Consider the following 24076-nt stretch of genomic DNA (forward strand, 5'->3'; position numbering starts at 1 on the left):
TTTCTTCAATTAAGCGATTTATGTTTGGGATGCAAAAAGGGTGATTCGGTTCCTACCTTGTAGCTTAGATTGGTATAACCCTTTATCAGCTTCTACTATGAATGACAAGTAAGCTAGTGAAGATTAATAGCCCGCAAATCATAAAAATTACTCCACTCCATCCGCAGAGTTATTTCGAACCTATGTAATAGAAATGTTTTAGATTTTCGTTTTAATGAGCTAAGCTTAAGTAGTGATTTTAAAAACAATATCCAATAACCTATTTAATTATCGGTTCACTTCGCTAGGGTAGTAATAGAAATTTGAGTAATTACCTAAGTTTCAAACGTGAATACCAGTGTATATAAAGAGGATGAAATCATTTCAATTTCACCCTCTAAATATTCTGCTATTTTTGTCGGTTGCCCCTTTGCCCCTTTAAACGATTTTTGCTTTTTATAAACCACATCATCCATTCTTCTTATGCTCAATACTTCGAACGTAAAGGAGCTGGTGGATGTTTTCTGGCAGTTTTAAGATCGAATGGTTAACCGTATCGAGCTTGCTCTCAATTCGGTGAAGCAGGTAGAGCGTGACGACAACGGGAAAACCAAATTCACTTAAAAACGGGAGCCACATGTCCATGTCGGCGTTCCTCCTTTCAAAAAGAAGAAGGGTAGCAGAGGCCACTGAAGAAGGTATGATCACCTTTTTCAGTGGCCTTTAAGCAATGAGCAGAACCGTTACTTTGTCTTAAGCCTACTATGAGTAAGTTTTCTCATAGCAGGCGCGCAACGTTTGAGGCCATTGCTGCTTCCTCGAATCTACTAAAAGGGACTTTTTTAGTGACTTCGGGCAGCCCTCCTCCTTCTAGTAATTAGATTGTAATCTCTTCGACAGTACGGTCGACGATACGTGCAGCTTTTTTAGCGATAATTTCACCGCCACTTGAGACAAAAGCATTTTCTGCGACAATGGAATCCATTGCAGCGCTGATCGCGACTGGATTTGCAGGGTAAACAGGGTTGTCGAGCGAGAGTGTGACATTTGCACCGATCTCGTTTTCAAAAATCAATTCAAGTCGTTTGCTCATAGGTGTTCCTCCTTTCTATAGTTGGTAGGACTAGACTAAACAAGACTGTGAAGGTTAGTACGATCGGCTTTCATGAGCGTCCATTCTTGAAGAGGAGTTAACGCATTGACTACAGCCGTTAGCTGTTCGTCTGTTGCAGTTGGCTTGATGTTGTTAAAGCTCTTCGTTTTTTGAATGTCCTTCCCATCTTCATCCACTCCATTTGAAAAAAGTAAAACTAGGCGAGAATCGATTAGCATGGTAACACCTCCTTTCACTGTGTATATATAAGCGAAGGAGGAAAATGTCATAGTAGATTTAAAATATTTTTTAGATTCTTTGGGGATCTCTAGGTATTAAGCGCTAAAGAGGTGTGTGACATAAGTCGTTTTTTTGTAAAAAACCTTGTTATATTGCGGTATTTCCGCGAATTACATCGAATTTAAAATGAAATCATTGTATAATAGATTCGGTTTAAATAATAGATTCATATGGGGAGGATTACGACATGATGGAATGGACACTATCCATTTTGATTGGTATAGCCGTATTGTTATTGTTTTGGTCGATTATAAAAGCAAAGCAAGCAGCTCAAATAGAGAAATCAGAGATTGAACAGTTTTCAATTACAATCATGGAAGAAATACAACAGTTAGAAAAGCAATTGCGTTACCTTGAGCTAGATCATGAAATTACCGCAAAAGAAGCAGGAATAAAAAAAGAGGTTTCTGAGCAACGTGCTAGACTACGAGAGGCGATTGACTTACATAGACGAGGCTACTCGTTTGAAGGAATTGCAGCTAAAACAAAGATAACAGATTTTGAGGTCAAACTGATGCTTGCTCCTTACATCGAACCAACGAGTGAAAGGAGAAAAGCAGCCAATGACAGCTAATACGATGCAAAGCTTTGCTGGAGGACTACTGGTTGCGGCAAGTGTATGTGCGGCCGTTTATTTCTTTGGACCAAGTGAAGCGACTACAACACAAGCACAAGAAAAACCGACTATAGATGAGATGATTAGCTTATTAGGTGCTGACGGCTATGTCATTCATACAGAAGAACAATGGCAAGAACAGCTAGCTGCTTTTGAGGCGGAGACGGAAAGTGAAGAAAAACCAGAAGCTGAAGAAAAGGCGACTGAAGAAAAAACAGAAGTAAAAGAAGTCATTATTTACCGCACCCTATTAACCATCTCACCAGGAATGACAAGTATAGATGTTGGGGAAGCTCTTGTACGAGCAGAGATTACCGATAGCGCGATGACGTTTTTTAAAGAGGTAGAGAAGCGCGGCTTAGCGAACGATTTACGACCAGGTACGTTTGAAGTGAATAGTGAAATGTCACTTGATGAAGTGATTTCAATTATTTTCAAATAAATGTTGAATGAGAAGCCGACTTACAAATGAAGTCGGCTTCTTCATGTCGTCATCTAAACCACCTATGAATCAAATACAAAAAGAAAATAGTTGCAACACTTAAAATGATCACCATCATATGAGCGTCGGCCATCCGATCGGCTTGAACCGCGTCGTAAATGGCAATCGAGAGAGTTTGCGTTTTACCAGGGATGTTCCCAGCGACCATTAACGTTGCCCCGAACTCCCCCATCGCCCTTGCGAAACCTAGCACCAAGCCGGCGAGCACACCTTTGTAAGCGAGTGGAATGATAATGTGAACTAAGATTTGAAATTTCCCAGCCCCATCGATTTCAGCCGCCCCAATCGTATCTTTGCTGATCGACTCAAATGAGGCCTGAATCGGTCTAATTAACAAAGGCAATGCTGCAATCGTGGCTGCAATAACAGCCGCTTTCCAAGTGAAGGTAATCGGCTGCCCGGTTAGATTCTCCACCCATTGACCGATTGGACTGCCTCTTCCTAACAGCAAAAGCAAATAGTACCCTAAGACAGTGGGCGGAATCACAAGTGGAATCGTAATCACAATCGAGAGGATGTCCGTTAATTTACTTTTATTAAAAGCAAACCACCAAGATAAAAGAATTCCGCCGATAAAAGCAAATAACGTGGCAATAGCAGCAATTTTCAGCGACAAAAATAAAGGGGTAAGAATCGTATCCATTACGGCAGATCAAACCCATACTGTTTTAAAATGCTTTGACCTTGTTCACTTAAAATAAAATCAACAAATTCTTGACTTAACTCTGCCTTTTCAGTTTGCGTAGGAATGCCTAACGCTTGCCTAAGAGGAAGGTGAGTGTCTTCATCGATTAACTGATACGGAAATTCCGTTTTATACATTAACGCTAAAGCAATAATCCCAACATCCGCATTTCCTGATTCAACATATTGATAGGCCTGTCTAATATTTTCAGCGTAAACGAGTTTCGGTTGAACGTCTTCCCATATACCCTGTGATTTCAAAGCTTCCTGTGCCGCTTTTCCATAAGGAGCATGTTCTGGGTTAGCAATGGCAATGGTCTTTACTTCTGGATGTAATAAATACTCAAGATTAAGTCTGGTGCCTTCTTGCTCGGGTGACCCCATGACAACGAGTCTTCCAACCGCATAATACTCTTTTGAATCATTTAGTAGTGCATCTCTTTCAATTAATCGATTAATATACGATTCATGGGCCGCTAAAAACAAATCAAAAGGAGCCCCTTCTTGAATTTGCTGTGTTAAAAGGCCTGTTGAGCCAAAGGTGAATTCTAAGGGGATATTCGTTTCTTTGGTAAACGCTTCTCCTATCTCTGTTAGAGCGTGATGAAGGTCAGAAGCGGCAGCTACATAAAGGGTTTCATTTTCATTTTCCGGGCTTGTACACCCAAATAGGAAAAAAATCGATAAGAATAATAAAAAGAAGTTACTTTTCATAATGTCTCTAAACCTTTCCGGATAACTGTATATTCATAGTATAGCATTTAACGTTGTCCTTCACTATTGTGCGGATAAAACCTAACAAGGTTTCTACCTAAAAAAAGACTTAGGTGGGCAGTCCCATCTAAGTCTTCGAAACGCCTATTGAAGAAATCCTCGTAACGTTAACTTCAACAGCTCCTTCTTTCTAAAAGAAGATAAAGTTGATTTCTCTAATTCACTCAGCCTTACTTTCGTAACAAACGGTTGCCCCGAAATCACCTTTAGTGGATCATCAACAAGCAAATCCGCTGTCGTTAAGCCGGATATTACTTCCTGCTTGTCCTTTGCAATCATCCCGAGCGTAACAGTCTTTTCGGCGATATTCCCTTCGTCCGCTACATAAACGACAGGTTTTTCCTCACTTTGGAGGAGAAAGGAATCAGCAGGAATTACAATCGCATTAGGAATTTCCTTTTGAATAATGTTGAGATTGACATGAAAGCCAATTTTCAGATCGGCTTCCAAATCAGTGAGCTCAACAACAAAAGGATAAGACGTAACTTGTTCGATTGAAGGTTCTTCACTCGGGAATTGTGAAATTTTTGATAACATCCCTTCGATCGGCTCATGGTCATTTGCCTGTACTTCTACTTTCATTCCTTCGTCTATGTCTAGCGATTCGGCTTCTGTTAGCTTTCCTTTTGCAACAAAAGGAGTAGGTAACAGAGTGATAAATGGCATGTTTTGATTGGTATTGATTTCTTTGATTACACCAGTAGCTGGACTGGTAATCTCTAGTTCAGCCTGCTGTTCACTTAAAGTCGAAAGAGATTGGTGATACATTTCTGTTTCAAGTTGAAGGGTGGCCATTTGATGCTGCTTTTCCTCAATTTGAACATTGTATTGTGCCAATTGAGCTTCCAGAGAAAGCGTTTCCTGACCGGGTACCATTTCGTTACTAACCAATGTATCTTTGATGGTGGTGAGGGTGTAAATCTCATCAGCAAGTTGAGAAGATCGTAAGTTGTTTTTTTCTATATTCAACTCTAGTTCTCTTTCGGCAGAACCAAGTTGAATATTATGATAGCTAAATAAAACCTCGCCAAACTGAACTTCCTGGCCCTCCTCAACAAAAACCGTACCAAGAGAACCAAGGTTTTCATTGTAATAAATATGCTCCTCACTTATGGAGGAGATGATGCCTGGCTTTTCGATCGATTCAACGATATCTACTTGTAATGGAGATAGAAACCGATCAATTATTTGTAAGCGGTCAATTTGACTTTCATCTTGTAAAATCAAGACAATATTTAAGGTAATTAAAAGCGTACCAATGAAGATCAGTGTATATTTTATCCAAGCTTTCACTATGTTTGACCACCTTTATCGCAATTAGAGAGTTAGATAAATACCTATGAATGTTTTGAGAACAGCAACTAAAAGAATAAGTACATGGATCGCTACCGTCAGGAGGACAATAAATCGTTTTCGATTGGTAGCTAATACTGAGTAAGCATAAGCTTGGATGATGATCGCGCCTATCCAGAATAACGATATTCCTCCAAAAAAGTTAATGAGATAGTCGTTTTCTGTTAGGGTGCTTACAATTACTCCTAACGCAAATGGAGAAGAAGACGATTGAATGCCTAGCCATAATTCAAAAGGAAGCAAAGCTACTTTTTCAATTGTGAAAATAAAGAGACTAACAGTTATTACGACAAAGGATTGGCGAAAAGAAACCTCATCTAGAAACGCCCAAAAACAAAAACTAGTAAAGAACAAATAGACAAGGGGAGAGAGGAAGCCATCTAGTAGTCCACCGAGTCCAATCAAGACTTTCATCCATTCAAATTCACTCATCGAATACTCCGCTATTTGATGAGAGATGCTAGCTGTGTCCAACCCAAAAAATGAACGAATCAAGGCAATTAATACGCTAACGAATATGAGTAAAGCTATTTTACCGTAATGAATAGGGATAACTTCTGCAATTTTTAATTGATAAAATTTTGAGTACGGGTCTTTCAAGCTTTTTGCTAATTCTAATTGAAACGTCATATTAGGCTAATCCCCCAAAGTGTTTATATGAATCTATCATAATACATTTTATCGGAAATTAGTGGAATTTGAAACAATTACCATCTAATGCTTGCGTGATTTTCTCAAAGTGAGAGCCTAACGGTTTCAGGTCTGCTGAAACAGACTGAATCTAGAGGGATCCTCATATAAGTCTCTTTGATGCCAATACGCCTTTTTTCGTGGTTGCTGCGCGTCAAAGCAGCGCATTAAAGCCCAGATGCACCTCAAATCGGGAATGGAGGTCGTCAAAGCAGCGCATTAAAGCCCAGAAACGCCCCAAATCGGGAATGGAGGTCGTGAAAGCAGTGCATTAAAGCCCAGATGCACCTCAAATCAGGAATGGAGGTCGTCAAAGCAGCGCATTAAAGCCCAGAAACGCCCCAAATCGGGAATGGAGGTCGTTAAAGCAGCGCATTAAAGCCCAGATGCACCTCAAATCTGGGATGGAGGTCGTCAAAGCAGCGCATTAAAGCCCAGAAACGCCCCAAATCGGGAATGGAGGTCGTGAAAGCAGTGCATTAAAGCCCAGATGCACCTCAAATCGAGCATAGAGGGCGTCAATACTGACATAATATATGAAAAAGTATAAAACAATTTCACTCTTGATGCTATTTCTAGTTTTTTTACATTTTAGGTACTTCCTAGTTGTATTCCTCATTTTTTATTTTAGTAAACTCCAAGTGGTGTGCAGTAACTTAAAACCTGCTGTCGATGGTTTTGATAGCGGGAAGGCAACGTTTTTTGGAGATATCGCGCTTCAATTCGACCAGCTTTTTCTCTTGGTCAATGATTGGTAGAGTACAATTAGGATAAAATAGGAAGGGTATTATACGAGTGGTAGCGAAACCAGAAGTACATGAAGTTCGTATACAGAAATGGGAGGTGTTGAAACGATGAAACCAAAAACGGATAAGCTTCTAAAGGGGCTGCTTGGATCGAGCGTTGCGTTAATGGGTTTAACGGCATGCTCGCCTGCAGCACAGGAAGAGCTGTTTGCCGTTCCAGCCGAGCCAGATCCCAATGTTCAGCCGGATGCGGGGCCACCTTCACCGGAGGAAGCGGATTGCGATACATGGAAGTGGGATGAGGAAGCAGAAGGCTATCAGTGTGTGGAAGAAGGCAATGAAAATCGTGGCCACTATTACTATGGGGGAAGTTGGTTTCCGACGATCGCTGCTTTTATGGCGGGGAGAGCGATGGGAGGCGGTGGTGGAATGCGCCAGCCGGCCGTTACCAACCCACGAACAGATCCTAATGTAAGCCAGCCGAACCCAAATCAACAACCAAATCCAAACCAAGCGAATAAACCACGCTCTGGGATGGGCGGCGGTGGTATATTTGGAGGCTAAACGCGAGCTGTTTTACAAGGCGATACCTGCTTTTTGGGACCGTTTATATGGCATGGAGTATGCCCTATATGACTGTTTGGTGTTGAAGGAAGATGAAGCTGATGACATTAGACAAGCGACGCAAAACGTTTACTCGATTTATAAAAAAATGAACGAGATGATTCGTAACGCCCCAGATGAAACGCTCCTAGATTTAGGATTTCCTGCTAGTGCCGTATCCTATCTAAGGATGACACCATTGCCATATGAAACCGTCATTGGGCGCTTTGATTTTGTCAGAACGGATCAAGGCTTGAAAATGATTGAATTCAATTCAGATACACCAACGTTTATTCGCGAGCTATTTGAGGTGAATGGGCTTGTCTGCTCTGAATTTGGTTCCATTAATCCAAACGTGGAAGAGGAAATTTATCTTGGAAAAGCGCTTCGCAACAGTGTTTATCACTGCGCGCAAGCGAACGGTCTGAGCGGTCATCCAAATGTGGTTTTTACGGCACATGAGGAGGATATCGAAGATCGTGAAACGATGTTGTATTTGATGAAGCTCTCGCAAATAAAAGGAGCCATCTTTGTGCCATTAAATCAATTGCAAATTAAAGCTGGTGAGGGTGTTTATGATTTCGCAGGAAATAAAATTGATATTCTCTATCGACATACATATCCATTAGAAGCTTTACTAGCAGATGTTGCTGATGATCAATTTCCAATCGGAATCGAGTTTATGAAGCTAGTGAGCACGAGGAAAGTCGGAATGTTAAACCCAGCCTCTGCCTTCCTTATGCAAAGCAAAGCGGTGATGGCGGCAATATGGGGGATGCACGAACATCACCATTCATTTTTTACCGGGTCTGAGCACGAGATCATTGCTCGTTATTTTTTGCCAACGTATTTGGATGAAGAACCTTTTATTGAAAAAGGAGATCGTTATGTCTCGAAGCCCGTGTTCGGTCGAGAAGGAGACACGGTTGAAGTCAAACAAAACGGAGCAACCCTCTTCTCACAAAAAGAACATACATATGATCACTATGTAAAAGTTTTTCAAAAGTATGTTGATTTGCCCGTCGCAACAATCCAAACTGAAAAGGGAGCCACCGACGCTCATCTTCTAATAGGAAGCTTTATTATCAATGAAAAAGCAAGCGCCTTTGGCTTTCGCGCAGGTGCACAGATTACCGACAATCTATCTTATTTCTTACCTTGTGGAATGAAAGGAGCAATAGAATGAATATCACGTATTATCTTCAAACGCTTGATCACTTTCTGATCTATCTCGCCGTTTCTCTTGTGCTCTTTCTGATCGGAACGTATATTTTCAAAATGCTTACTCCATATTCTGAGCGTGAACAAATTAAAAAGGGAAATACCGCGGTAGCATTAAAGCTTCTTGGGAAAATGACCGGTCTTGTCGTTGTTCTTCAATCGGCAATCCGGAGCTCGATCAACTTAATTGATTTAACAATCTGGGCATTTATCGCCATTATTGTTCAAATTGTTCTTCACCTTGTGATCGAGTATGTATTCACACGCAACACGAGCCTAGCGAAAGAAATTGAAAGCGGCAACGTAGCAGTAGGTCTTTTCTTAGGAGGCGTCTCCGTCCTAGTTGGGCTTATTGTTGCAGCCACGATTAGCTACTAAAAGGGGGGAGATGAATGCTTCCATATCAATCACTTACCGAACCATTTGAAGCAGATGCCTATTTAAAAAGATGGCTCGATCTCGAGCGAAAAGTGTCTGCTAAAGGCTTTACTTGGGCGACACTCTACGAAAACTATGAAGACAATCAATACATGAGCGACTCGCTTTTAGTCGTCCCGCCCTCATTGGTGCGAGAAGTAGAGAACGCCTCAAGAGCGGTGAACGATATTTTCGCTAAAACGCATGAGCAAATCTTAAAAGACCGTTCGATTATTCACAAGACGGGCATTTCTGTTTTTCTCTGGGATCTCCTCCTCGCTGAAAACAAAACAGCGTTTTCTTATTTTGTCCGCTACGATTTTATTGCTTCGGCGAACGGTCTGAAAGTGTTAGAGGGAAATACGGATACTCCAGTTGGTCTAGTAGAAGCGGCTGTTGCGCAGGACGTTCTTTGTCAAGAACATCGAAGTACAAATCCAAATGCGCAGATCGGCGCCAATATTAAAAATGCCTGGAATCAGATCATTAGAGACTATAACATTGGTAGCACGGATACACTCTATTTCACTTGTGCCGATTGGCATGACGAAGACAAACAAACGGTGCGCTATTTAATGAGCTTATACCCGCAGCAAGCCAAATACGTTCCACTTGAGGAGATTGTTGTCGGCGAAGAGGACGTCCAAACCCAAGAAGGTGAGCGAATCGACTTTTTGTATCGTCTCTACCCACTTGAGTATTTTTTGGAAGAAAAAAGCGGCACAGGCGAGCTGATCGGCGAACGTTTTATCGTTCACATGATGAACGATAAAGTAAAAGTGATTAATCCGCCTTCCGCTCTACTGATGCAATCGAAGGCGATTTTATCGTTAATTACCGAGAAAAAACAAGAGTGGTACACAAGGTCAGAGCAAGCAATCATTGATCAGTACTTTTTACCAACTTATGATACGGCCAGTTCGTTGCAATCTTATGTAAAAAAACCCGTTCTCGGACGCGAAGGCGGTGGCATTCAAATTGTGTCAGACGGGAATGTTTTAGATGAAGACGTGGATTATTATCAGAATCAGTCCGTTGTCTTTCAAGAATACTTCCCGATGCCTGATCAAACGATTGATACATGGGACGGTCCTTATACAGGGAAATTATTGATCGGCTCTCATGTCATCAATGGTCAGCCAAGTGGATTATTTTTCCGAGTCGGTGGTATGATTACGGGTAACTTATCGATGTTTGTGGCCTATACGACCAGGTAGAAAGGCATTTCTCCGGTAAAGCGTTGATGGGGAAGATGATCGGCAAAAGTAGAAATTCGGTGGCAATGTAAGCTGGATTTCTCTTGTGTCAATTGGGGTAATAGCACCTTTCTCCTTTTATGGGTGACTTAGCCATTTTAATAGAAACTCCCGCTATCATTCTTTCCGATTAGAAAGCAGGGATTTGCCATTTTACTGAGCTGTAAGGTAGATTAAGGAGATAAAGGGCACCTTTCTCATGCCCCGTAGGAAGGTTTCACACCGGATTCGTCTCTCGAATAAAGTCTTTTATAATATCAGCGAAAATAGAAATATATCAGTGGTCTCATTTATTTACAATTTTTCTACTCAGCGAATTTATTACAGGAAGCCAAGCTCCAACCTATCTAATCTTCCTGTTTTCAGCCATTTTACCTTCTCGCAAACCGAGAACCTAGGAGGACAACCAAACCATGCACTTTTTTCTCAGAATCAGCCTAGGCTTAATCAGAATGAAAAACTTAACGTTATTTGTAACGACAGCACTCTTTATTATTTTAAGCACGGTTATTATGTATGTACTTGAGCCAGATAACTTTGAAACACTAGTAAACACTTTTTACTTTGTGATGACGACTTTTACAACAGTTGGGTACGGAGATTACTCGCCGGTGACGATTGCTGGTAAGCTATTTACGGTGTTCATGTTTTTGATTGGCATTGGCTTACTTGGGGTTGTGATTGGAAAAATTATTGATTCCTTTACATTGTTTAGAAGGATGAGAGAAGAGGGAAGGATGAATTACATGAACGATCGCCACATTATCATCATTGGCTGGGGAAAAAAGTCAGAAGTTGCGATAAAAGAATTACTTGAATCAGACGTCAAAATCGAAGTTGTGATCATTGATACTCTACCTAAAGCCCCAGTCGAACTAACTAACAACCGGCTTCATTACATACAAGGAGATCCAACCTCAGAGGAACCATTTGAAAAAGCAAATATCTCAAAAGCCAGTGCTGTCATCATCTTTTCCGATGACAATATTCAAGACGTCTCATTGAAAGATGCGAAAACCTTGCTTGTTTCAATCACGGTTGAACGCCTCGCCCCAATGGTTCACACAACCGCTGAGGTGATGACAGAGAAAAACATTGCCAACTTCTCACATGTGAAAATCGATGAATTTATTTTATCTCAGGAGACAATTTCAAGGTTAGCTGTGCGCTCAGCGTTGTATAAAGGAGTGAGTAAAGTTTACTCTCAACTCATTAGTCGACAGCATGGTGAGGACCTCTATCAGCTTGCGAAACATCCAAGCTGGGTTTTTTACAACGATGCGTTTCAAGACTTACTTAAACAAGGCGCAACGCTTATCGCTGATCGCGACAATTTAGACATTAACAGAAAACTCGATGAGCGCATTCCAGATGAAGCGGTACTTTATATTATTTGTAATAAAGAGACCTATGATAGATTGAGTTAAACAATCAGCCTACTTTCTAGTCAGAGTAGGCTGGTTTTTGCGTGAAATTCGGTCGATTGCACGAAACTGAGGATCATTGCACGAATCTGTTGATAATTGCGCAAAACAGAGAATAATTGCACAAATCCGTTGATAATTGCACAAATCTCAAAATAATTGCACGTAAACTTTATTCAACAAGAAAAGGCCGTATGCCAATTCATACGTCCTTTTTTATTGCTCATATAGTAAGTATTCCCACTCTGAAATCGCGGTCAAAACCGTCTGTTAAATAAGTTGTTAATTCAATTTTTTTCCCTCACCGAACGGCTTCATCAAACGAAGTCATCCACTTTCTAATTAAGCCTCTAACTAATTAATGAATAACTCATTCGATCAACGGGTGTCTCATGAAAAGTGGCAAATGTTTTGAGGTATTGCAAGTTACAGGCAATGGCTTTTAAATCATAATAATAACCACCATTATATCTCTTTTCCTTCTGTGTGATCTCCCCGGTCATTTCCCCTAATGTAAAAAATTTTATTTTGAACGTCAGTGGGGTTTCTTCTTTCATCGGAAAATCTAGATCGGTTGAAAAAGATAATCCTAATGAGTTACTTTCATGCACATCAATTTCTTTTGACTTACTAGAAGAGAAAGTCATCCCATTAATCTCCTCAATCGTTAGGTAAGCTTTTAAAGGTTTCTGATAGGACATCATTGGATAGAATCGACTGGTTTTCATAAGGAAACCCTCACTTTACTAAATTATACTATTATCATAGGGCAAACCAGTTATAAAAGCTGTCGCAATTTGACAGAAAATTTATAAAGTTTTCGACTCAATTCTAAACAGGTTAAAAGATTCTGATCGTTTGTATTTTGGTATGTTTCAACTACATTAGAAAAATTGGGTATAAAAGTATAAGAATAAATTCTTATTTTATACTACATTTGAGAGATTGAGTTAAACAACCAGCCAACTTTCTAGTCAGAGTAGGCTGGTTTTTGCGTGAAATTCGGTCGATTGCACAAAACTGAGGATCATTGCACGAATCAGAGGGTAATTGCACAAATCAGAGAATAATTGCATAAATCTCAAAATAATTGCACATAAACAGTGATGAATTGCACAATTCGCCTATTTGATCTCTACTTTTACTGAGAGTGCATCTCTTAACAGTCTCATACATAGTACAGGATAAAAAGCAGGGGACATCTCAAATGTGAAGTCCCCTGCTTTCTATACATCGATCAAGACCAATTAACTAATCAATTGCGGATAAGCTGTTATTAAGCTAATCCCAAATATTTACTAAGGTAATTCTCCCAATTTCTTTGAAAAAGGAATCTCTATCCTATTTTTTCTCTGTTTTTTTAATGATGTAACAAAAATGTAATCTATATAACATTCTGATATGGAAAATGGATGAAAATAGCATAGCTATTAATCTTCAAATATTTCAAAGAGGCGAAATTCGAGTAGACTCTACTAAATTTTTAAAATTATTGTATAAATATGAAAAAAGTTGTTGTTTTAATCTCAATAATTGATGGTATGGATTAGAAACCGAATATAAATTGTCCAAGCAATCTGATTCACGTATGAACGAAGTGGAGAGGAGGAAAAACAGATGAGTGTTCAAAAAAGTACAGATAGTTCAAGCCTTGCAGAGGTAATTGACAGAATTCTAGACAAAGGAATTGTGATTGATGCTTTTGTTAGGGTCTCGCTAGTTGGGATCGAAATTCTTACGGTTGAAGCTCGAGTGGTCATTGCTAGTGTTGATACATGGTTACGCTACGCAGAGGCTGTTGGACTCCTCAGGGATGAAGTAGAAGAAGAAGGTCTTCTAAGAACACAAGACCGTGATCCGCAATTTAGTTTTTAAACAATAGGCTATTTGAAAATATGGAATGAGATGAGGTCGATGAATATGACAGTAAAAGAGAAAACAGAAAAGCCGGAAGAAGAGGTAAAAGCAGAAAATAACCAAAAAGAAGAAAATAGTAATGAATCAAGCAACTCCATGAATCTAGCGATAATCGGTGGTATTGTTGGGGCAGGAATTGGCTTATTATCTAGCCCTGGGACGAGCCAGAGAGTCATGAAAAGTTTAAGTGAATCAGAGGTTATGAGAGTTGCTAGTAAAGAATTAAAAAGAACCGCTCAAGAGATCTTAACGGAGCAAGCCGTTAACAGCATTCGACAAACAGCTTCTGGTTACATGAATAAATCCGGTGGTAGTTTACTGCCCAATTTAAAGAAAAACGATGATAAAGAGGAGAAAAGTGATTCAGATAAGGACGAACAATCCTCGCAGTATGACGAAATCAAAGAAGATAACAAAAACTTAAATGAACGCCTTGATAAAATTGAAGACGTCCTAAATCAGCTAGTGGATTCAAAGAAGTAGCAGTCCACTTCGATAACTCCAGAGGGGGTAATTGAATGGGAGAGCCCGTAAAAAAGGCCGTAAGCAAAGTTGCCGAAAAGGCGATAGAGCATACTCCTGAGCCAATTAAGGAAAAAGTAAAAGAAACCGTAGTAGATAAAGCTAAAGACAAGTTTGTTGAGAACATCCAAGAGAAAGCCGATGAAGCTGCAAGCAAGTTAGAGAACGCAAAAAATAAAAATGCTGATAAAGTCCATGACACAGCAGAAAAAGCGAAAGAAAAGGCTCAAGATGTTTTACTGTCTGTCAGAGATAAGGTCGGTAACGTTGTAGAAGCTGGAGAGGATTTTCAAGATAAGATCTCCACTTCTAATAAAGACGATGGTCGAAAAGTTAAAGGTGTTAGAAACATTAAAAGTGTTACCGGCATTAAGAGTTATAACGATGTTAAGAGTTCGACTAACATCAAATCCTCAAATGACATGAAGACGATGACTTCTTAATTGGAATCGTGAAAGGAGAATGAGAAATGTCCATTCAAAAAAGTGCAGATAGCTCTAGTTTAGCAGAGGTAATCGACCGAATTTTAGATAAAGGGATTGTCATTGATGCATTTGTAAGAGTCTCGGTCGTTGGGATTGAAATTTTAACCGTTGAAGCAAGAGTGGTTATTGCAAGTGTCGATACATGGTTACGTTATGCAGAGGCGGTTGGATTACTTCGAGATGGCGTTGAAGAAAATGGGCTTCCACCACAACCAAATGAAAGAAATGCAAGCTTTAGTATTTAGGTGTAGCAGAGGATGTAGTCAGGGTAGTCGAACCCTGGCCTACATCCGATCAGTAGCGGGAGGGCACTATGGAAATAAAAAAAATCATGGGAAATGTTGCTGACTTCTTTAATGAACATGTAGCGCCCATTCATAAAATTACCTCAGTCGAAGGAATCGATAACGATGGTTGGAAGCTCACTGTTGAAGTAATTGAAGAAAAGGAATACATGAAAAAATATGCGAAAGACGAAATGCTAGGCGTGTATGACGTTTACCTTAATCAAGACAAGGAAGTTACATCTTTTAAAAGACGTGATATTCGTTATAGAAGCGCAATTGGTCAAGAAGTGTAGGACTTGGTGATAGGAGGGAACTAGTGACGGTCATAAAGGAAACATTCAAGAAGCATCAACGATCATTAATACAAGACTCTGAAACAAAAGATTTGCTTCATCGCGCATTACAATACTCAAAAGCTGGCTACCCTATTCATTTTACAGGTCCATCTGGAGCAGGGAAAACCTCTCTAGCACTTGCTCTAGCAAAAAAAAAGAAAAGACCAGTTATGCTCATTCATGGTAACCATGAATTAAATAATAAAGATTTAATTGGTGACTTTACGGGGTATACGAGTAAAAAGGTTGTCGATAACTATATTCGTTCTGTCTATAAGAAAGACGAAAGTGTGACAGGGACTTGGAAAGACGGACGTTTACTAGAGGCAGTCAAGAATGGATACACACTCGTTTACGACGAGTTTACTAGGTCGCAGCCAACGACGAATAATATCTTTTTATCGATTTTAGAAGAAGGCATCCTTCCTCTATATGGTTCGAAGTTAACAGAACCTTTTGTCCGTGTTCATCCCGACTTTTCTGTGATATTCACAAGCAATCCTGATGAATATGCAGGCGTCTATGCTACACAAGATGCGCTACTAGATCGATTGATTACGATCTTTGTTGATTATAAAGACATTGACCGGGAGACAGCGATTGTTTCGGAAAAAATCGATATTAAAGTCAGTGAAGCCAAGGCCATTACGACTCTCGTCTCGGAGTTACGCGAAGAATGTAAAGAAGATACTGGCCCGAGCTTACGAGCATCGTTGATGATTGCAAAATTAGCGACAGAAGAAGATATTCCAGTAGATGGAAAAGATGCAGATTTTCAACGTCTATGTATCGATATCGTAGGCCATCAAATAAGTCGCTGTATAGAATCCGATCAACCCGTTAAAACAGCCGAACAATTGATTATAAAAGCTTGTAAGAACATGAAGGTCGAATAAAGGAGAGTCATACAATGGGCCAAGAGAATAGCGGTATTTATATTTTTTGCGGAATTCAAACAGAAGCGAATGATGAGTTTGGCGAGATTGACATTGAAGGTGAGACAAGAAAGCTCTTTACGATCGATTATAAAGATGCAGCGATTGTGGCAGCCGATGTCCCAATGAAAATCTATCATCCTAATAAAGACAATTTAATGATGCATCAACATGCGGTTTCTCAAGTGATGAAGCAAAATGAGACCGTCATTCCTGTTAGTTTTGGCAATGTCTTTCAGTCAAAAGAGGATGTAGCTGTGTTACTAGAAAATCTATATCCCCAATTTGAAAAACTGTTTCCAGAGATAAAAGGAAAAATGGAAGTCGGATTAAAAGTAATTGGGAAAAAAGATTGGCTAGAAGCACAAGTTAGTGAGAATTCGGAGATTGAAAAAATGGCAGAAGCGGTTCGAGGTAAAACTGAAGCAGCTAGTTATTATGAGCGAATTCAACTCGGTGGTGCTGCTCAAAAAATCTTTACCTCACTAAGAAATGAGGTAAAACAAGACTTGTTTGTTCCATTAAAAGAGTCAGCTGTAGCAGCAAAAGCAAACGAGCCAATTGGAGAGAAAATGCTATTAAATGCCGCTTTTTTAATTGATCGAGACAAAGAAGAGGAGTTTGACGAAAAGGTAAATAAAGCGCATGACAATTGGAAGGATAAGGTCGAATTTAATTACAGCGGTCCATGGCCAGCATATAACTTTGTCAATATTAGATTAACAGTTGAGAATGGCTAATGCTACACAAATTAATATCAGCTCCTATTAACCTCGTCATAAAAATCGGGGAAAAGGTGAAAGAAGAGGCTGACAAAGAATTATATGACCTTCCAACCATTCAGCAAAAACTCATTCAACTGCAGATGATGTATGAGCTTGGTGATATTCCGGAAGATGCTTATAAAGAGAAAGAAAAAGAATTACTGATGCGTTATGAAATAGCAAAACGTCTGGAAATGGAACAATGGGAGCAGATGACAAAGAAGAAATGAGGGGATGAAGATGGGCGATCTAATTTACTTATATGGCTTAGTCCCAACTAATGAAACGATTAATCAATCGTTACCATCTTTTAAAGGGTTCGAAGGTGAAGGTGGCATTTACACCATTCCGATCGAACAGAACACAGCGATTGTTTGTAATCTCGATTCAGACCAGTACTCTGAAGAGAAGATTAAAGATAAGGTTAATCATGACATGGAATGGCTGAAAGAAAAAGCGTTTCACCACCATGAAACAGTCATGAAACTAGCCAAGATGTTCACCGTGATCCCGTTGAAATTTTGTACGTTATATAAAAATCAAGACAGCCTAGCAAAAGCAGTTCAAACAAATGAACAAAAGATGGAAAGAACCTTTGCCTTATTAGCTGGAAATGAAGAGTGGAATTTAAAAATTTACTGTGACGATCAGCTTTTAAAAGAACAAATAAGTCAGAGCGATCCAACCATAGAAGCCAAAAGAGCTGACATTGCTTCGTTACCTAAAGGGAGACAATTTTTTGAAAAGAAGAAAATAGAAAAGCTGATTGAATCAAAACTTGAAGAAGAAAAAAATCGTGTAAGTGAGGACATTCATCTTCATTTAAAAGAGTATGTTCTTCAGGGGAATGTAAAAAGCAATTGGAGTAAAGACGTGACAGGAAGAAAGGAAAACATGACGTGGAATAGTGTGTACCTTATTTCTGAACCGAAAGTCGAGTCTTTTTTAAATGAAATTCAACACTATCAAAAAGAAATGAAAGAAATGGGATGGCAGTTTGAGGTAACAGGACCTTGGCCGGCTTACCATTTTTCAAACATTTTATAAGTGAGGAAGACGATCTATGTCTTTAAAGGAATCAGTTGAAAACAAGGAGATTGCATTAATTGATATTTTAGATGTCATCCTCGATAAGGGTGTTGCGATAAGAGCTGATTTAGTGATTTCTATTGCTGGAGTTGATCTTGTCTATTTAGATCTACGAGTCTTAATTGCTTCGGTAGAATCTCTTGTTCAAGCTCAGCAAGGAAATCAAACCATATCTTCAGTAAATTTTGATCAACAAAGGGAGGAGTTAATTGATGCAACCGGAAAGCCCAACAAGTGGGAGAATTAACTTAGACCCAGATAAAGCAGAGCATGGATTAGCCCAGCTTGTGTTAACGGTCATTGAGCTACTGAGGCAAATTGTCGAAAGGCATGCGATCAGGCGCGTAGAAGGTGGGACTTTGACAGACGAACAAATTGAAAATCTAGGCGAGGCTTTAATGAATCTCGAAGAAAAAATGGATGAATTAAAAGACGTTTTCGGTCTTGATGCCGAAGACTTGAATATAGATCTTGGTCCTTTAGGGAGCTTGCTTTAATCGAAATGCCAAGGAGGATCGATTATGTCAGTCGAACATTCGATGCAATCACATACGATTGTAGATGTGTTAGAGAAAATTTTAGACAAAGGGGTGGTGATTGCAGGCGATATCACGGTAGGAATTGCCGATGTTGAACTGTTAACCATTAAGATCCGACTTATTGTCGCTTCTGTTGATAAAGCAAAAGAGATTGGCATGGATTGGTGGGAAACAGACCCATACTTAAGCTCTAAAGCTGTTGACAACCATACGAAAGCGCTTGAAGAAGAGAATAAACAATTACATGAGAGACTTGAATCTCTTGAAAAGAAAGTAAGTTCAAACCGTATAAGTTCGGACGGAATTTAACTAATACTGGGAGGTTTTCACAATGAAAGAAGAAAATGTTCAAAATCAAACAGAGGAAAAAGATACGAAAACTGAAACAGGTTCAAAAAGTAGTCGTCTAAAACGTTCAGTCACAGGAGGCCTAATTGGGGCAACAGTAGGGTACTTAGCTACTCCTGAAAACGGCAAGAAGCTTATGGAAAGCATTGATCGAGATAAATTAAAGAGTAAAGGACAAGACTTAAGTCAAGTAGCTAAAGAAAAGTCTAAAAAAGCTGCAGGTTCCATTAAAAACTCAGCAAGGAACTTGTTCCATAAAGATGAGGATGATTCAAATGATGGAGAGGAAGATACTGAGAATGAAACAAGTCTTGAATCAGGCACAGAAAAGGAATCAAGTGAAGACGAAAAAGAATCGTTAAAAGAAGAAAATAATCATCTACATGATCGTTTAGGTAGACTAGAAGAGATGCTTACAAAACTAACTGAAAATAATAGCGAAGAAGATGAAGAATCAGATAAAGATTCTGAGGAAGATAGCGAATCAAAAAAGGAGAATGAAGAAGAAGACTCAGAAGAAGATGGTAACGAGGAAGAAGAAGAACAGAGCAATAGAAATGGTACTGACAGTAAATCTAGCAAAGCAAATAAGAAAAAACGTACGCCATCTAGTAAAACGTCAAAATCTAAAAAGTCGACTAAGGACGATGATGAGAGTGAGAGCGATAGCACATCCCTCTTAAGCGATGACGATACATCTTCTTAATGGCTTTGAAAGGAGAAGTGAACATGAGTAATGGACCAGGTCCAATGAAAGATAGTATTCTTGAATTCTTTGTGCAAGCGGCTAATAAGCATGATTTTTCTTTGGATATTACATTAAACGTAAATGGCGCGGTGATTACAGGAACACTGATTTCTGCTAAGGATTACTTTGAGACTCTAAGTGAAACCTTTGAAGATGGTAGTGAGGTTGCTGAAAAATTAAGTGACAAATTCGCAAAGGCAGGAGATGCATTTGAAACGAGTAATGATCTCGAAGCCCATTTCATCCATTTGAAAAACACGAAAGTCTATTGTGGCGACAGTAAACCAACTCCTTCAAGCGGAAAAATTCTCTGGAGAGGGAAGCTATCTGAAGTAAACGGATTCTTTTTAGGAAGAATCTCAGATAATAGTACGAAAAAGACATAGGTTTATAAAGATGCCTCAAACAAATCACAAAAAAATTACGACGTGAAAATAAGATGACAACTAACATGAGCAGAGAGGGCAACTGTTATGCTCGTGCATGCATAGAGTCATTTCATAGTGTTGCTTAAAAAAGAAGTAATTTCATGAAAAATCACGTGTAGCATAATACGTTAACTAGTCGGTTATATTCCGCTTATTGTTTGGTAAATGGGCGAAAAAGACAAAACAAAACGAGCGGTGGCACTGTCTGTTTGGTAAACATATATACTTAATACTCGAGCAACAACAACTAACGCATCTATCTAGTTAATCAATTTAGATAGGTGCTTTTGTTACTCTAAAGATTTATTTTTCATTTTCGTTTGTATATTTACTCTGTTTTTTACTGATTTTCCTAGTTCTATATAGGTATTAGGGAGTAGTCTCTAGCTATAAGTTAGACTTTAGCTTACTTCAGGGAGAAAAAACAACATTTTATTTAGCATAACAAATCACCTAAGTCTATCGTCATATGCGTGATCTGAACTTTTGCTTAATTTGAAAAAAGTTTCAATATTTATGTTTTGTTAGATAGTAAGCGGGTACAACATGGATTGTACGAACTTAGAATTTCATAGGAGGTGTTTTTCTTGAACATTAAGAAGGATTTATATCCCTCTCGAAAAGAAAACAAAGCAAAGGTGGTTGAGCGCCAGTCGCCAATTGTGTATTCCAGTGGAGAAGGTGGCCCTTTAAGGAAAGATCAGCTTCAGAGCTATGAAGACAAAGGCTATATTATTCTAGAAGATGTATTCAATAGTGAAGAGGTTGAACTTATGAAGTCAGAACTCTCTAAAACTATGAAAGAGAAACAGCACGGAGGTGCAGAGGTTATTAAAGAGCCGACTAGCAATGAGATCCGTTCGGTATTCGATGTGCATAAGGATGGCCAGTTCTTTCAAAGATTGGCACAAAATGAGCGCATTATAAAAGTTGCGGAACAATTGCTCGGTAGTAAAGTTTATATGAACCAGTCGAGAATTAATTTTAAACCAGGATTTAAAGGAAAAGAGTTTTATTGGCACTCTGATTTTGAGACTTGGCATATGGAAGACGGTATGCCGGATATGCGTGCCGTCAGCTGTTCTATTATTCTAACAGATAACTATGAATTTAATGGGCCATTAATGCTTATTCCCGGCTCTCACAAATGGTACGTTTCTTGCGCAGGCGAAACACCTGCTGATAACTATAAATATTCATTAAAGCAACAAGTGGCAGGTACTCCAGATGAAGAAAGTCTTTCATGGTTGACTGAACAAGCGGGTGGGAAGATTGACCGGGCTACAGGTCCTGCTGGTTCTGTATTATTCTTCGAAAGTAACACGATGCATGGCTCAAATGGGAACTTGTCCCCGTACCCGCGCAGTAACGTTTTCTTCGTTTTCAACTCGGTTGAAAATAAGCTAGTACAGCCGTTCTCAGGACTAGCGCCAAGACCAGAGTTCCTAGCTAATCGAAAAAGCTTTGAGCCGATTGAACCTCAAAGTGGGCTATTGACAGAGATGTTTAATCGATAAGAAATAAAGAAGCTTCTTACTTACATAAGATTAAGTATTTGTCAAAAGCCGTTCTTTAAATTAACCCAAATAAGCCTATAGAAAACAAGTAACGACCAGGAAAAACCATGTTAATCGCATGTTTTTTTTAATTTTACAGCACCATTACCAAAACTAAGCTGACCTTCCCAGTGGAATTCTTTCATTTATTTAAGGTGGCTTTCCTTCTTGCCTTCAAATTGCAAATGGATTCTTACAGAAAGAATCATTTGGCTTAATTGTTGCCTTATTGAATGGACTATCTTCCATCTCTAAGCGATCGTATAGGAGGGGGTAGTACAAAGGGAAGGATTTAGCTAAAAACGTTACAAGGAGCATGTGATACAAAATTTAGATAGAATGTACTATTTTTTTTAAAAAAATATAAATAGTTTAAGTGAATAATAGAGGTGGTAAACAGAGTTATGTAACACCCAATCTAACATTCCAAGGAGGAAGATTTGAAATGGCTAACAACAATTCAAACCAAAACAACAACTCTAGTGGAACAATGACTCGCGAGGAAGCAGGTAGAAAAGGTGGAGAAGAGAACGCTAGAAGGCACGATAGGAAGCATTTTGAGGAAATCGGTCAAAAGGGTGGAAGAAAATCTTCTGGAAATCAATCTACGACCAATATAAATAGCAATAACAGAAACGACAATAGCGGTAATAATAATAACAGCAATGGCAACAGCGGTAACAGCAACAGTAATAGCAACAGCGGTAACAGTAGTAACAGCAATAGTAACAACGGCAATAGCGGAACAATGAGTCGTGAGGAAGCAGGTAGAAAAGGTGGAGAAGAGAACGCTAGAAAGCACGATAGGAAGCATTTTGAGGAAATCGGTCAAAAGGGTGGAAGAAAATCTTCTGGAAATCAATCTACGACCAATATAAATAGCAATAACAGCAACGACAATGGCGGTAGCAGCAATAACAGCAATGGTAACAGCGGTAACAGCAACAGTAACAGCAATAGCGGCAACAGTAGTAACAGCAATAGTAACAACGGCAATAGCGGAACAATGAGTCGTGAGGAAGCAGGTAGAAAAGGTGGAGAAGAGAACGCTAGAAAGCACAATAGGAAGCATTTTGAGGAAATCGGTCAAAAGGGTGGAAGAAAATCCTCTTGAAATGAATCTACGACCAATATAAATAACAATAACAACAACAGAAACTAATTCTACTTAACATACTGTTTGAGTAGTATGAACGTTGAGGGAAGATTGCACATTCCTTTTAAGTGGACTATGAAAAAAGAGTATATGAAGCTTCGGCCTTTTCTCGGTATTCAACCGGGGAAAGGCCGTTAAATGTCTTTTGAAAAAGACCATGATTGTTTAAGTGCTTATCCCCTACTAGCTTGCATCCTTTAGTGATGAAATTGAAAAAATGAGCAAGCAACTACACAAATACGCATCTGATTTGTAGAAGTCAGATCCCTTTTTTTTAATGAGCTTGATTTTTCATAAGTGTAATCAAGTCTTAACTTAATTTTAAAAACGAACTACCAGTTTGGTAGTTCATTTGTTTTCTTAGAATAAGCGAACAATAGAGTTAGTTAAATCATCAAGAAGTCTAGTAGAATAATGGGAAAATAGTGAATACTCGATACTATTGAACTAGCCAATTGACTCATATATCCATTGATGTCTGAATCTATTATTGCTAAAATAAGATCATATATTTTAGCTCAAATTAATTGCTACTTTTATTTATTTGCTATTACATAAAGACAAACAGTCAAGGTGTTGAACTATGGTATTTGACGGAATTTTACTATCACTCATCGTTGGTTTTTTAAGGCGCGGTACGCTAAAAGGCTTGGCTGATTTAAATTTAAAATTTGGATGGATATTTCCTATTTTGCTAGGGATACAGATTCTTATTTTTACATTACAAAGAAGATTCGAACTCCTTGAACAGATAAGTGGGTTTTTGTTTATCCTCATTTATGTAATAGGCTTATTTTTTCTATGGGTGAACCGTGCGAATAAAGGGTTTATCTTATTGTTTGTCGGGGTTTTTTTTAATTTTATTGCTATCGCTTTAAACGACGGAAGAATGCCGGTTTCCTATGAAGCCGCTGCGATTGCACTTGACCCTTATTACACAGAAATTTTAAAAAGTGGTTTATACGCCAAACATGCAATGATTACGGAGTCTACCAACTTCAGTTTTCTCGGCGATGTGATTCCAATTACGTCCCCATATCCAAAGAGCCAAGTAATTAGTATTGGCGATATCATTATGAATATTGGTATTTTCATATTTATTCAACACCTCATGTTACTACATAAACGAGTAAAACCATCTGTTGCTAGTTTTAAAGGAGGTGAATGAATTGAATAAGAAGAAGCTATTCATTAATTTAGTAATTGTTGCATCTCTTGTTGTTGCTTTAACGTCTGGTTATCAATTAGTTTAATTATATGAAGGAGAAGGCGTTGGGGCTTCTCCTTTAATCTATTTTAGAGAGTGAGA

At 39.0% G+C, this 24076-nt stretch carries 32 protein-coding genes; 24 read left to right on the forward strand and 8 right to left on the reverse strand.

The genetic code is table 11. The features are described 5' to 3' along the window. Positions 1-447: 447 nt before the first annotated feature. The 3 genes from LDX58_RS12080 to LDX58_RS12090 all read right to left on the reverse strand — a co-directional run bounded on the left by LDX58_RS12080 (position 448) and on the right by LDX58_RS12090 (position 1311). Positions 448-624, reverse strand: a complete 177-nt coding sequence (locus tag LDX58_RS12080; RefSeq protein ID WP_227937083.1) for a YvrJ family protein — start codon at positions 622-624, stop codon at positions 448-450. 232 nt (positions 625-856) lie between these two features. After that, positions 857-1072, reverse strand: a complete 216-nt coding sequence (locus LDX58_RS12085) for a DUF2922 domain-containing protein (RefSeq protein WP_227937084.1) — start codon at positions 1070-1072, stop codon at positions 857-859. A gap of 35 nt (positions 1073-1107) precedes the next feature. Next, the gene (locus LDX58_RS12090) at positions 1108-1311 is read right to left on the reverse strand and encodes a DUF1659 domain-containing protein (protein WP_227937085.1); all 204 of its coding nucleotides are present in this window, start codon (positions 1309-1311) and stop codon (positions 1108-1110) included. A gap of 248 nt (positions 1312-1559) precedes the next feature. Here LDX58_RS12090 and LDX58_RS12095 point away from each other — a divergent pair, with 248 nt between their 5' ends. Both LDX58_RS12095 and LDX58_RS12100 read left to right on the forward strand, forming a co-directional pair. Continuing rightward, positions 1560-1946 carry a hypothetical protein gene (locus LDX58_RS12095; RefSeq protein ID WP_227937086.1) on the forward strand — a complete coding sequence of 129 codons (387 nt, stop codon included), beginning with the start codon at positions 1560-1562 and terminating at the stop codon, positions 1944-1946. Next, entirely contained in the window at positions 1936-2430 is a 495-nt protein-coding gene (locus LDX58_RS12100; protein WP_227937087.1) for an endolytic transglycosylase MltG, read from the forward strand. Before LDX58_RS12095 ends, LDX58_RS12100 begins: the two co-directional genes overlap by 11 nt. 49 nt (positions 2431-2479) lie before the next feature. Here LDX58_RS12100 and modB read toward each other — a convergent pair whose 3' ends face one another. From modB to LDX58_RS12120, 4 genes are all read right to left on the reverse strand, one after another. Beyond that, positions 2480-3133, reverse strand: coding sequence for a molybdate ABC transporter permease subunit (modB, locus tag LDX58_RS12105; RefSeq protein ID WP_227937088.1), 654 nt, complete (start codon positions 3131-3133; stop codon positions 2480-2482). Further along, a complete protein-coding gene (gene modA / locus LDX58_RS12110; protein WP_227937089.1) occupies positions 3133-3888 on the reverse strand; it encodes a molybdate ABC transporter substrate-binding protein in 756 nt (251 codons plus the stop codon). Before modA ends, modB begins: the two co-directional genes overlap by 1 nt. A gap of 144 nt (positions 3889-4032) precedes the next feature. Next, the gene (locus tag LDX58_RS26445) at positions 4033-5241 is read right to left on the reverse strand and encodes an efflux RND transporter periplasmic adaptor subunit (RefSeq protein ID WP_227937090.1); all 1209 of its coding nucleotides are present in this window, start codon (positions 5239-5241) and stop codon (positions 4033-4035) included. A 24-nt stretch (positions 5242-5265) separates the two neighbouring features. Beyond that, on the reverse strand, positions 5266-5931 hold the full coding sequence (locus LDX58_RS12120; protein ID WP_227937091.1) for a hypothetical protein: 666 nt from the start codon (positions 5929-5931) through the stop codon (positions 5266-5268). Between the two features lie 914 nt (positions 5932-6845). Here LDX58_RS12120 and LDX58_RS12125 point away from each other — a divergent pair. From LDX58_RS12125 to LDX58_RS12145, 5 genes are all read left to right on the forward strand, one after another. Continuing rightward, complete coding sequence (locus LDX58_RS12125; RefSeq protein WP_227937092.1) at positions 6846-7301, forward strand: hypothetical protein; 456 nt, start codon at positions 6846-6848, stop codon at positions 7299-7301. Beyond that, positions 7282-8526 carry a glutathionylspermidine synthase family protein gene (locus tag LDX58_RS12130; protein WP_227937093.1) on the forward strand — a complete coding sequence of 415 codons (1245 nt, stop codon included), beginning with the start codon at positions 7282-7284 and terminating at the stop codon, positions 8524-8526. The genes LDX58_RS12125 and LDX58_RS12130 overlap by 20 nt, the downstream gene beginning before the upstream one ends. Next, a complete protein-coding gene (locus LDX58_RS12135) occupies positions 8523-8939 on the forward strand; it encodes a DUF350 domain-containing protein (RefSeq protein ID WP_227937094.1) in 417 nt (138 codons plus the stop codon). The genes LDX58_RS12130 and LDX58_RS12135 overlap by 4 nt, the downstream gene beginning before the upstream one ends. 14 nt (positions 8940-8953) lie before the next feature. Further along, a complete protein-coding gene (locus LDX58_RS12140; protein ID WP_227937095.1) occupies positions 8954-10195 on the forward strand; it encodes a glutathionylspermidine synthase family protein in 1242 nt (413 codons plus the stop codon). 452 nt (positions 10196-10647) lie between these two features. After that, the gene (locus LDX58_RS12145; protein ID WP_227937096.1) at positions 10648-11661 is read left to right on the forward strand and encodes a potassium channel family protein; all 1014 of its coding nucleotides are present in this window, start codon (positions 10648-10650) and stop codon (positions 11659-11661) included. A gap of 347 nt (positions 11662-12008) precedes the next feature. Here the strand turns inward: LDX58_RS12145 and LDX58_RS12150 are convergent, their stop codons facing one another. Then, complete coding sequence (locus LDX58_RS12150; protein ID WP_227937097.1) at positions 12009-12386, reverse strand: hypothetical protein; 378 nt, start codon at positions 12384-12386, stop codon at positions 12009-12011. Positions 12387-13275: 889 nt separating this feature from the next. Between LDX58_RS12150 and gvpA the strand changes: the two genes are divergently transcribed. From gvpA to LDX58_RS12235, 17 genes are all read left to right on the forward strand, one after another. Continuing rightward, positions 13276-13533, forward strand: coding sequence for a gas vesicle structural protein GvpA (gvpA, locus tag LDX58_RS12155; protein WP_227937098.1), 258 nt, complete (start codon positions 13276-13278; stop codon positions 13531-13533). Between the two features lie 39 nt (positions 13534-13572). Next, positions 13573-14058, forward strand: coding sequence for a GvpT/GvpP family gas vesicle accessory protein (gene gvpT / locus LDX58_RS12160; RefSeq protein ID WP_227937099.1), 486 nt, complete (start codon positions 13573-13575; stop codon positions 14056-14058). 35 nt (positions 14059-14093) lie between these two features. Continuing rightward, positions 14094-14540, forward strand: a complete 447-nt coding sequence (gene gvpQ / locus LDX58_RS12165; protein ID WP_227937100.1) for a gas vesicle protein GvpQ — start codon at positions 14094-14096, stop codon at positions 14538-14540. A 26-nt stretch (positions 14541-14566) separates the two neighbouring features. After that, a complete protein-coding gene (gene gvpJ / locus LDX58_RS12170; RefSeq protein WP_227937101.1) occupies positions 14567-14827 on the forward strand; it encodes a gas vesicle protein GvpJ in 261 nt (86 codons plus the stop codon). 68 nt (positions 14828-14895) lie between these two features. Continuing rightward, on the forward strand, positions 14896-15162 hold the full coding sequence (gene gvpO, locus LDX58_RS12175) for a gas vesicle protein GvpO (RefSeq protein ID WP_227937102.1): 267 nt from the start codon (positions 14896-14898) through the stop codon (positions 15160-15162). Between the two features lie 23 nt (positions 15163-15185). Then, entirely contained in the window at positions 15186-16100 is a 915-nt protein-coding gene (gvpN, locus tag LDX58_RS12180; protein ID WP_227937103.1) for a gas vesicle protein GvpN, read from the forward strand. Between the two features lie 14 nt (positions 16101-16114). Then, a complete protein-coding gene (locus tag LDX58_RS12185) occupies positions 16115-16879 on the forward strand; it encodes a GvpL/GvpF family gas vesicle protein (RefSeq protein ID WP_227937104.1) in 765 nt (254 codons plus the stop codon). Continuing rightward, on the forward strand, positions 16879-17133 hold the full coding sequence (locus tag LDX58_RS12190; RefSeq protein WP_227937105.1) for a gas vesicle protein GvpG: 255 nt from the start codon (positions 16879-16881) through the stop codon (positions 17131-17133). Before LDX58_RS12185 ends, LDX58_RS12190 begins: the two co-directional genes overlap by 1 nt. Positions 17134-17143: 10 nt before the next feature. Continuing rightward, positions 17144-17950 (forward strand): GvpL/GvpF family gas vesicle protein, encoded by an 807-nt coding sequence (locus LDX58_RS12195; RefSeq protein WP_227937106.1) that lies wholly within the window; start codon positions 17144-17146, stop codon positions 17948-17950. A gap of 16 nt (positions 17951-17966) precedes the next feature. Then, positions 17967-18239 (forward strand): gas vesicle protein, encoded by a 273-nt coding sequence (locus tag LDX58_RS12200; protein ID WP_227937107.1) that lies wholly within the window; start codon positions 17967-17969, stop codon positions 18237-18239. Beyond that, entirely contained in the window at positions 18205-18489 is a 285-nt protein-coding gene (locus tag LDX58_RS12205; RefSeq protein WP_227937108.1) for a gas vesicle protein K, read from the forward strand. Before LDX58_RS12200 ends, LDX58_RS12205 begins: the two co-directional genes overlap by 35 nt. Positions 18490-18513: 24 nt before the next feature. Beyond that, positions 18514-18840 carry a gas vesicle protein gene (locus LDX58_RS12210; protein ID WP_227937109.1) on the forward strand — a complete coding sequence of 109 codons (327 nt, stop codon included), beginning with the start codon at positions 18514-18516 and terminating at the stop codon, positions 18838-18840. 22 nt (positions 18841-18862) lie between these two features. Beyond that, entirely contained in the window at positions 18863-19585 is a 723-nt protein-coding gene (gene gvpT, locus LDX58_RS12215) for a YtxH domain-containing protein (protein WP_227937110.1), read from the forward strand. Between the two features lie 23 nt (positions 19586-19608). Beyond that, positions 19609-20013, forward strand: coding sequence for a gas vesicle accessory protein GvpU (gvpU, locus tag LDX58_RS12220; RefSeq protein ID WP_227937111.1), 405 nt, complete (start codon positions 19609-19611; stop codon positions 20011-20013). Between the two features lie 629 nt (positions 20014-20642). Then, a complete protein-coding gene (gene thpD / locus LDX58_RS12225) occupies positions 20643-21572 on the forward strand; it encodes an ectoine hydroxylase (RefSeq protein WP_227937112.1) in 930 nt (309 codons plus the stop codon). A 484-nt stretch (positions 21573-22056) separates the two neighbouring features. Next, on the forward strand, positions 22057-22725 hold the full coding sequence (locus LDX58_RS12230) for a hypothetical protein (protein ID WP_227937113.1): 669 nt from the start codon (positions 22057-22059) through the stop codon (positions 22723-22725). Positions 22726-23350: 625 nt separating this feature from the next. After that, positions 23351-23935, forward strand: coding sequence for a DUF5317 domain-containing protein (locus tag LDX58_RS12235; protein WP_227937114.1), 585 nt, complete (start codon positions 23351-23353; stop codon positions 23933-23935). The last annotated feature ends 141 nt before the right edge of the window (positions 23936-24076 follow it).

This window comes from Alkalihalobacillus deserti (assembly GCF_020734105.1).
Taxonomy (GTDB): Bacteria; Bacillota; Bacilli; order Bacillales; family Bacillaceae_D; genus Halalkalibacter; species Halalkalibacter deserti.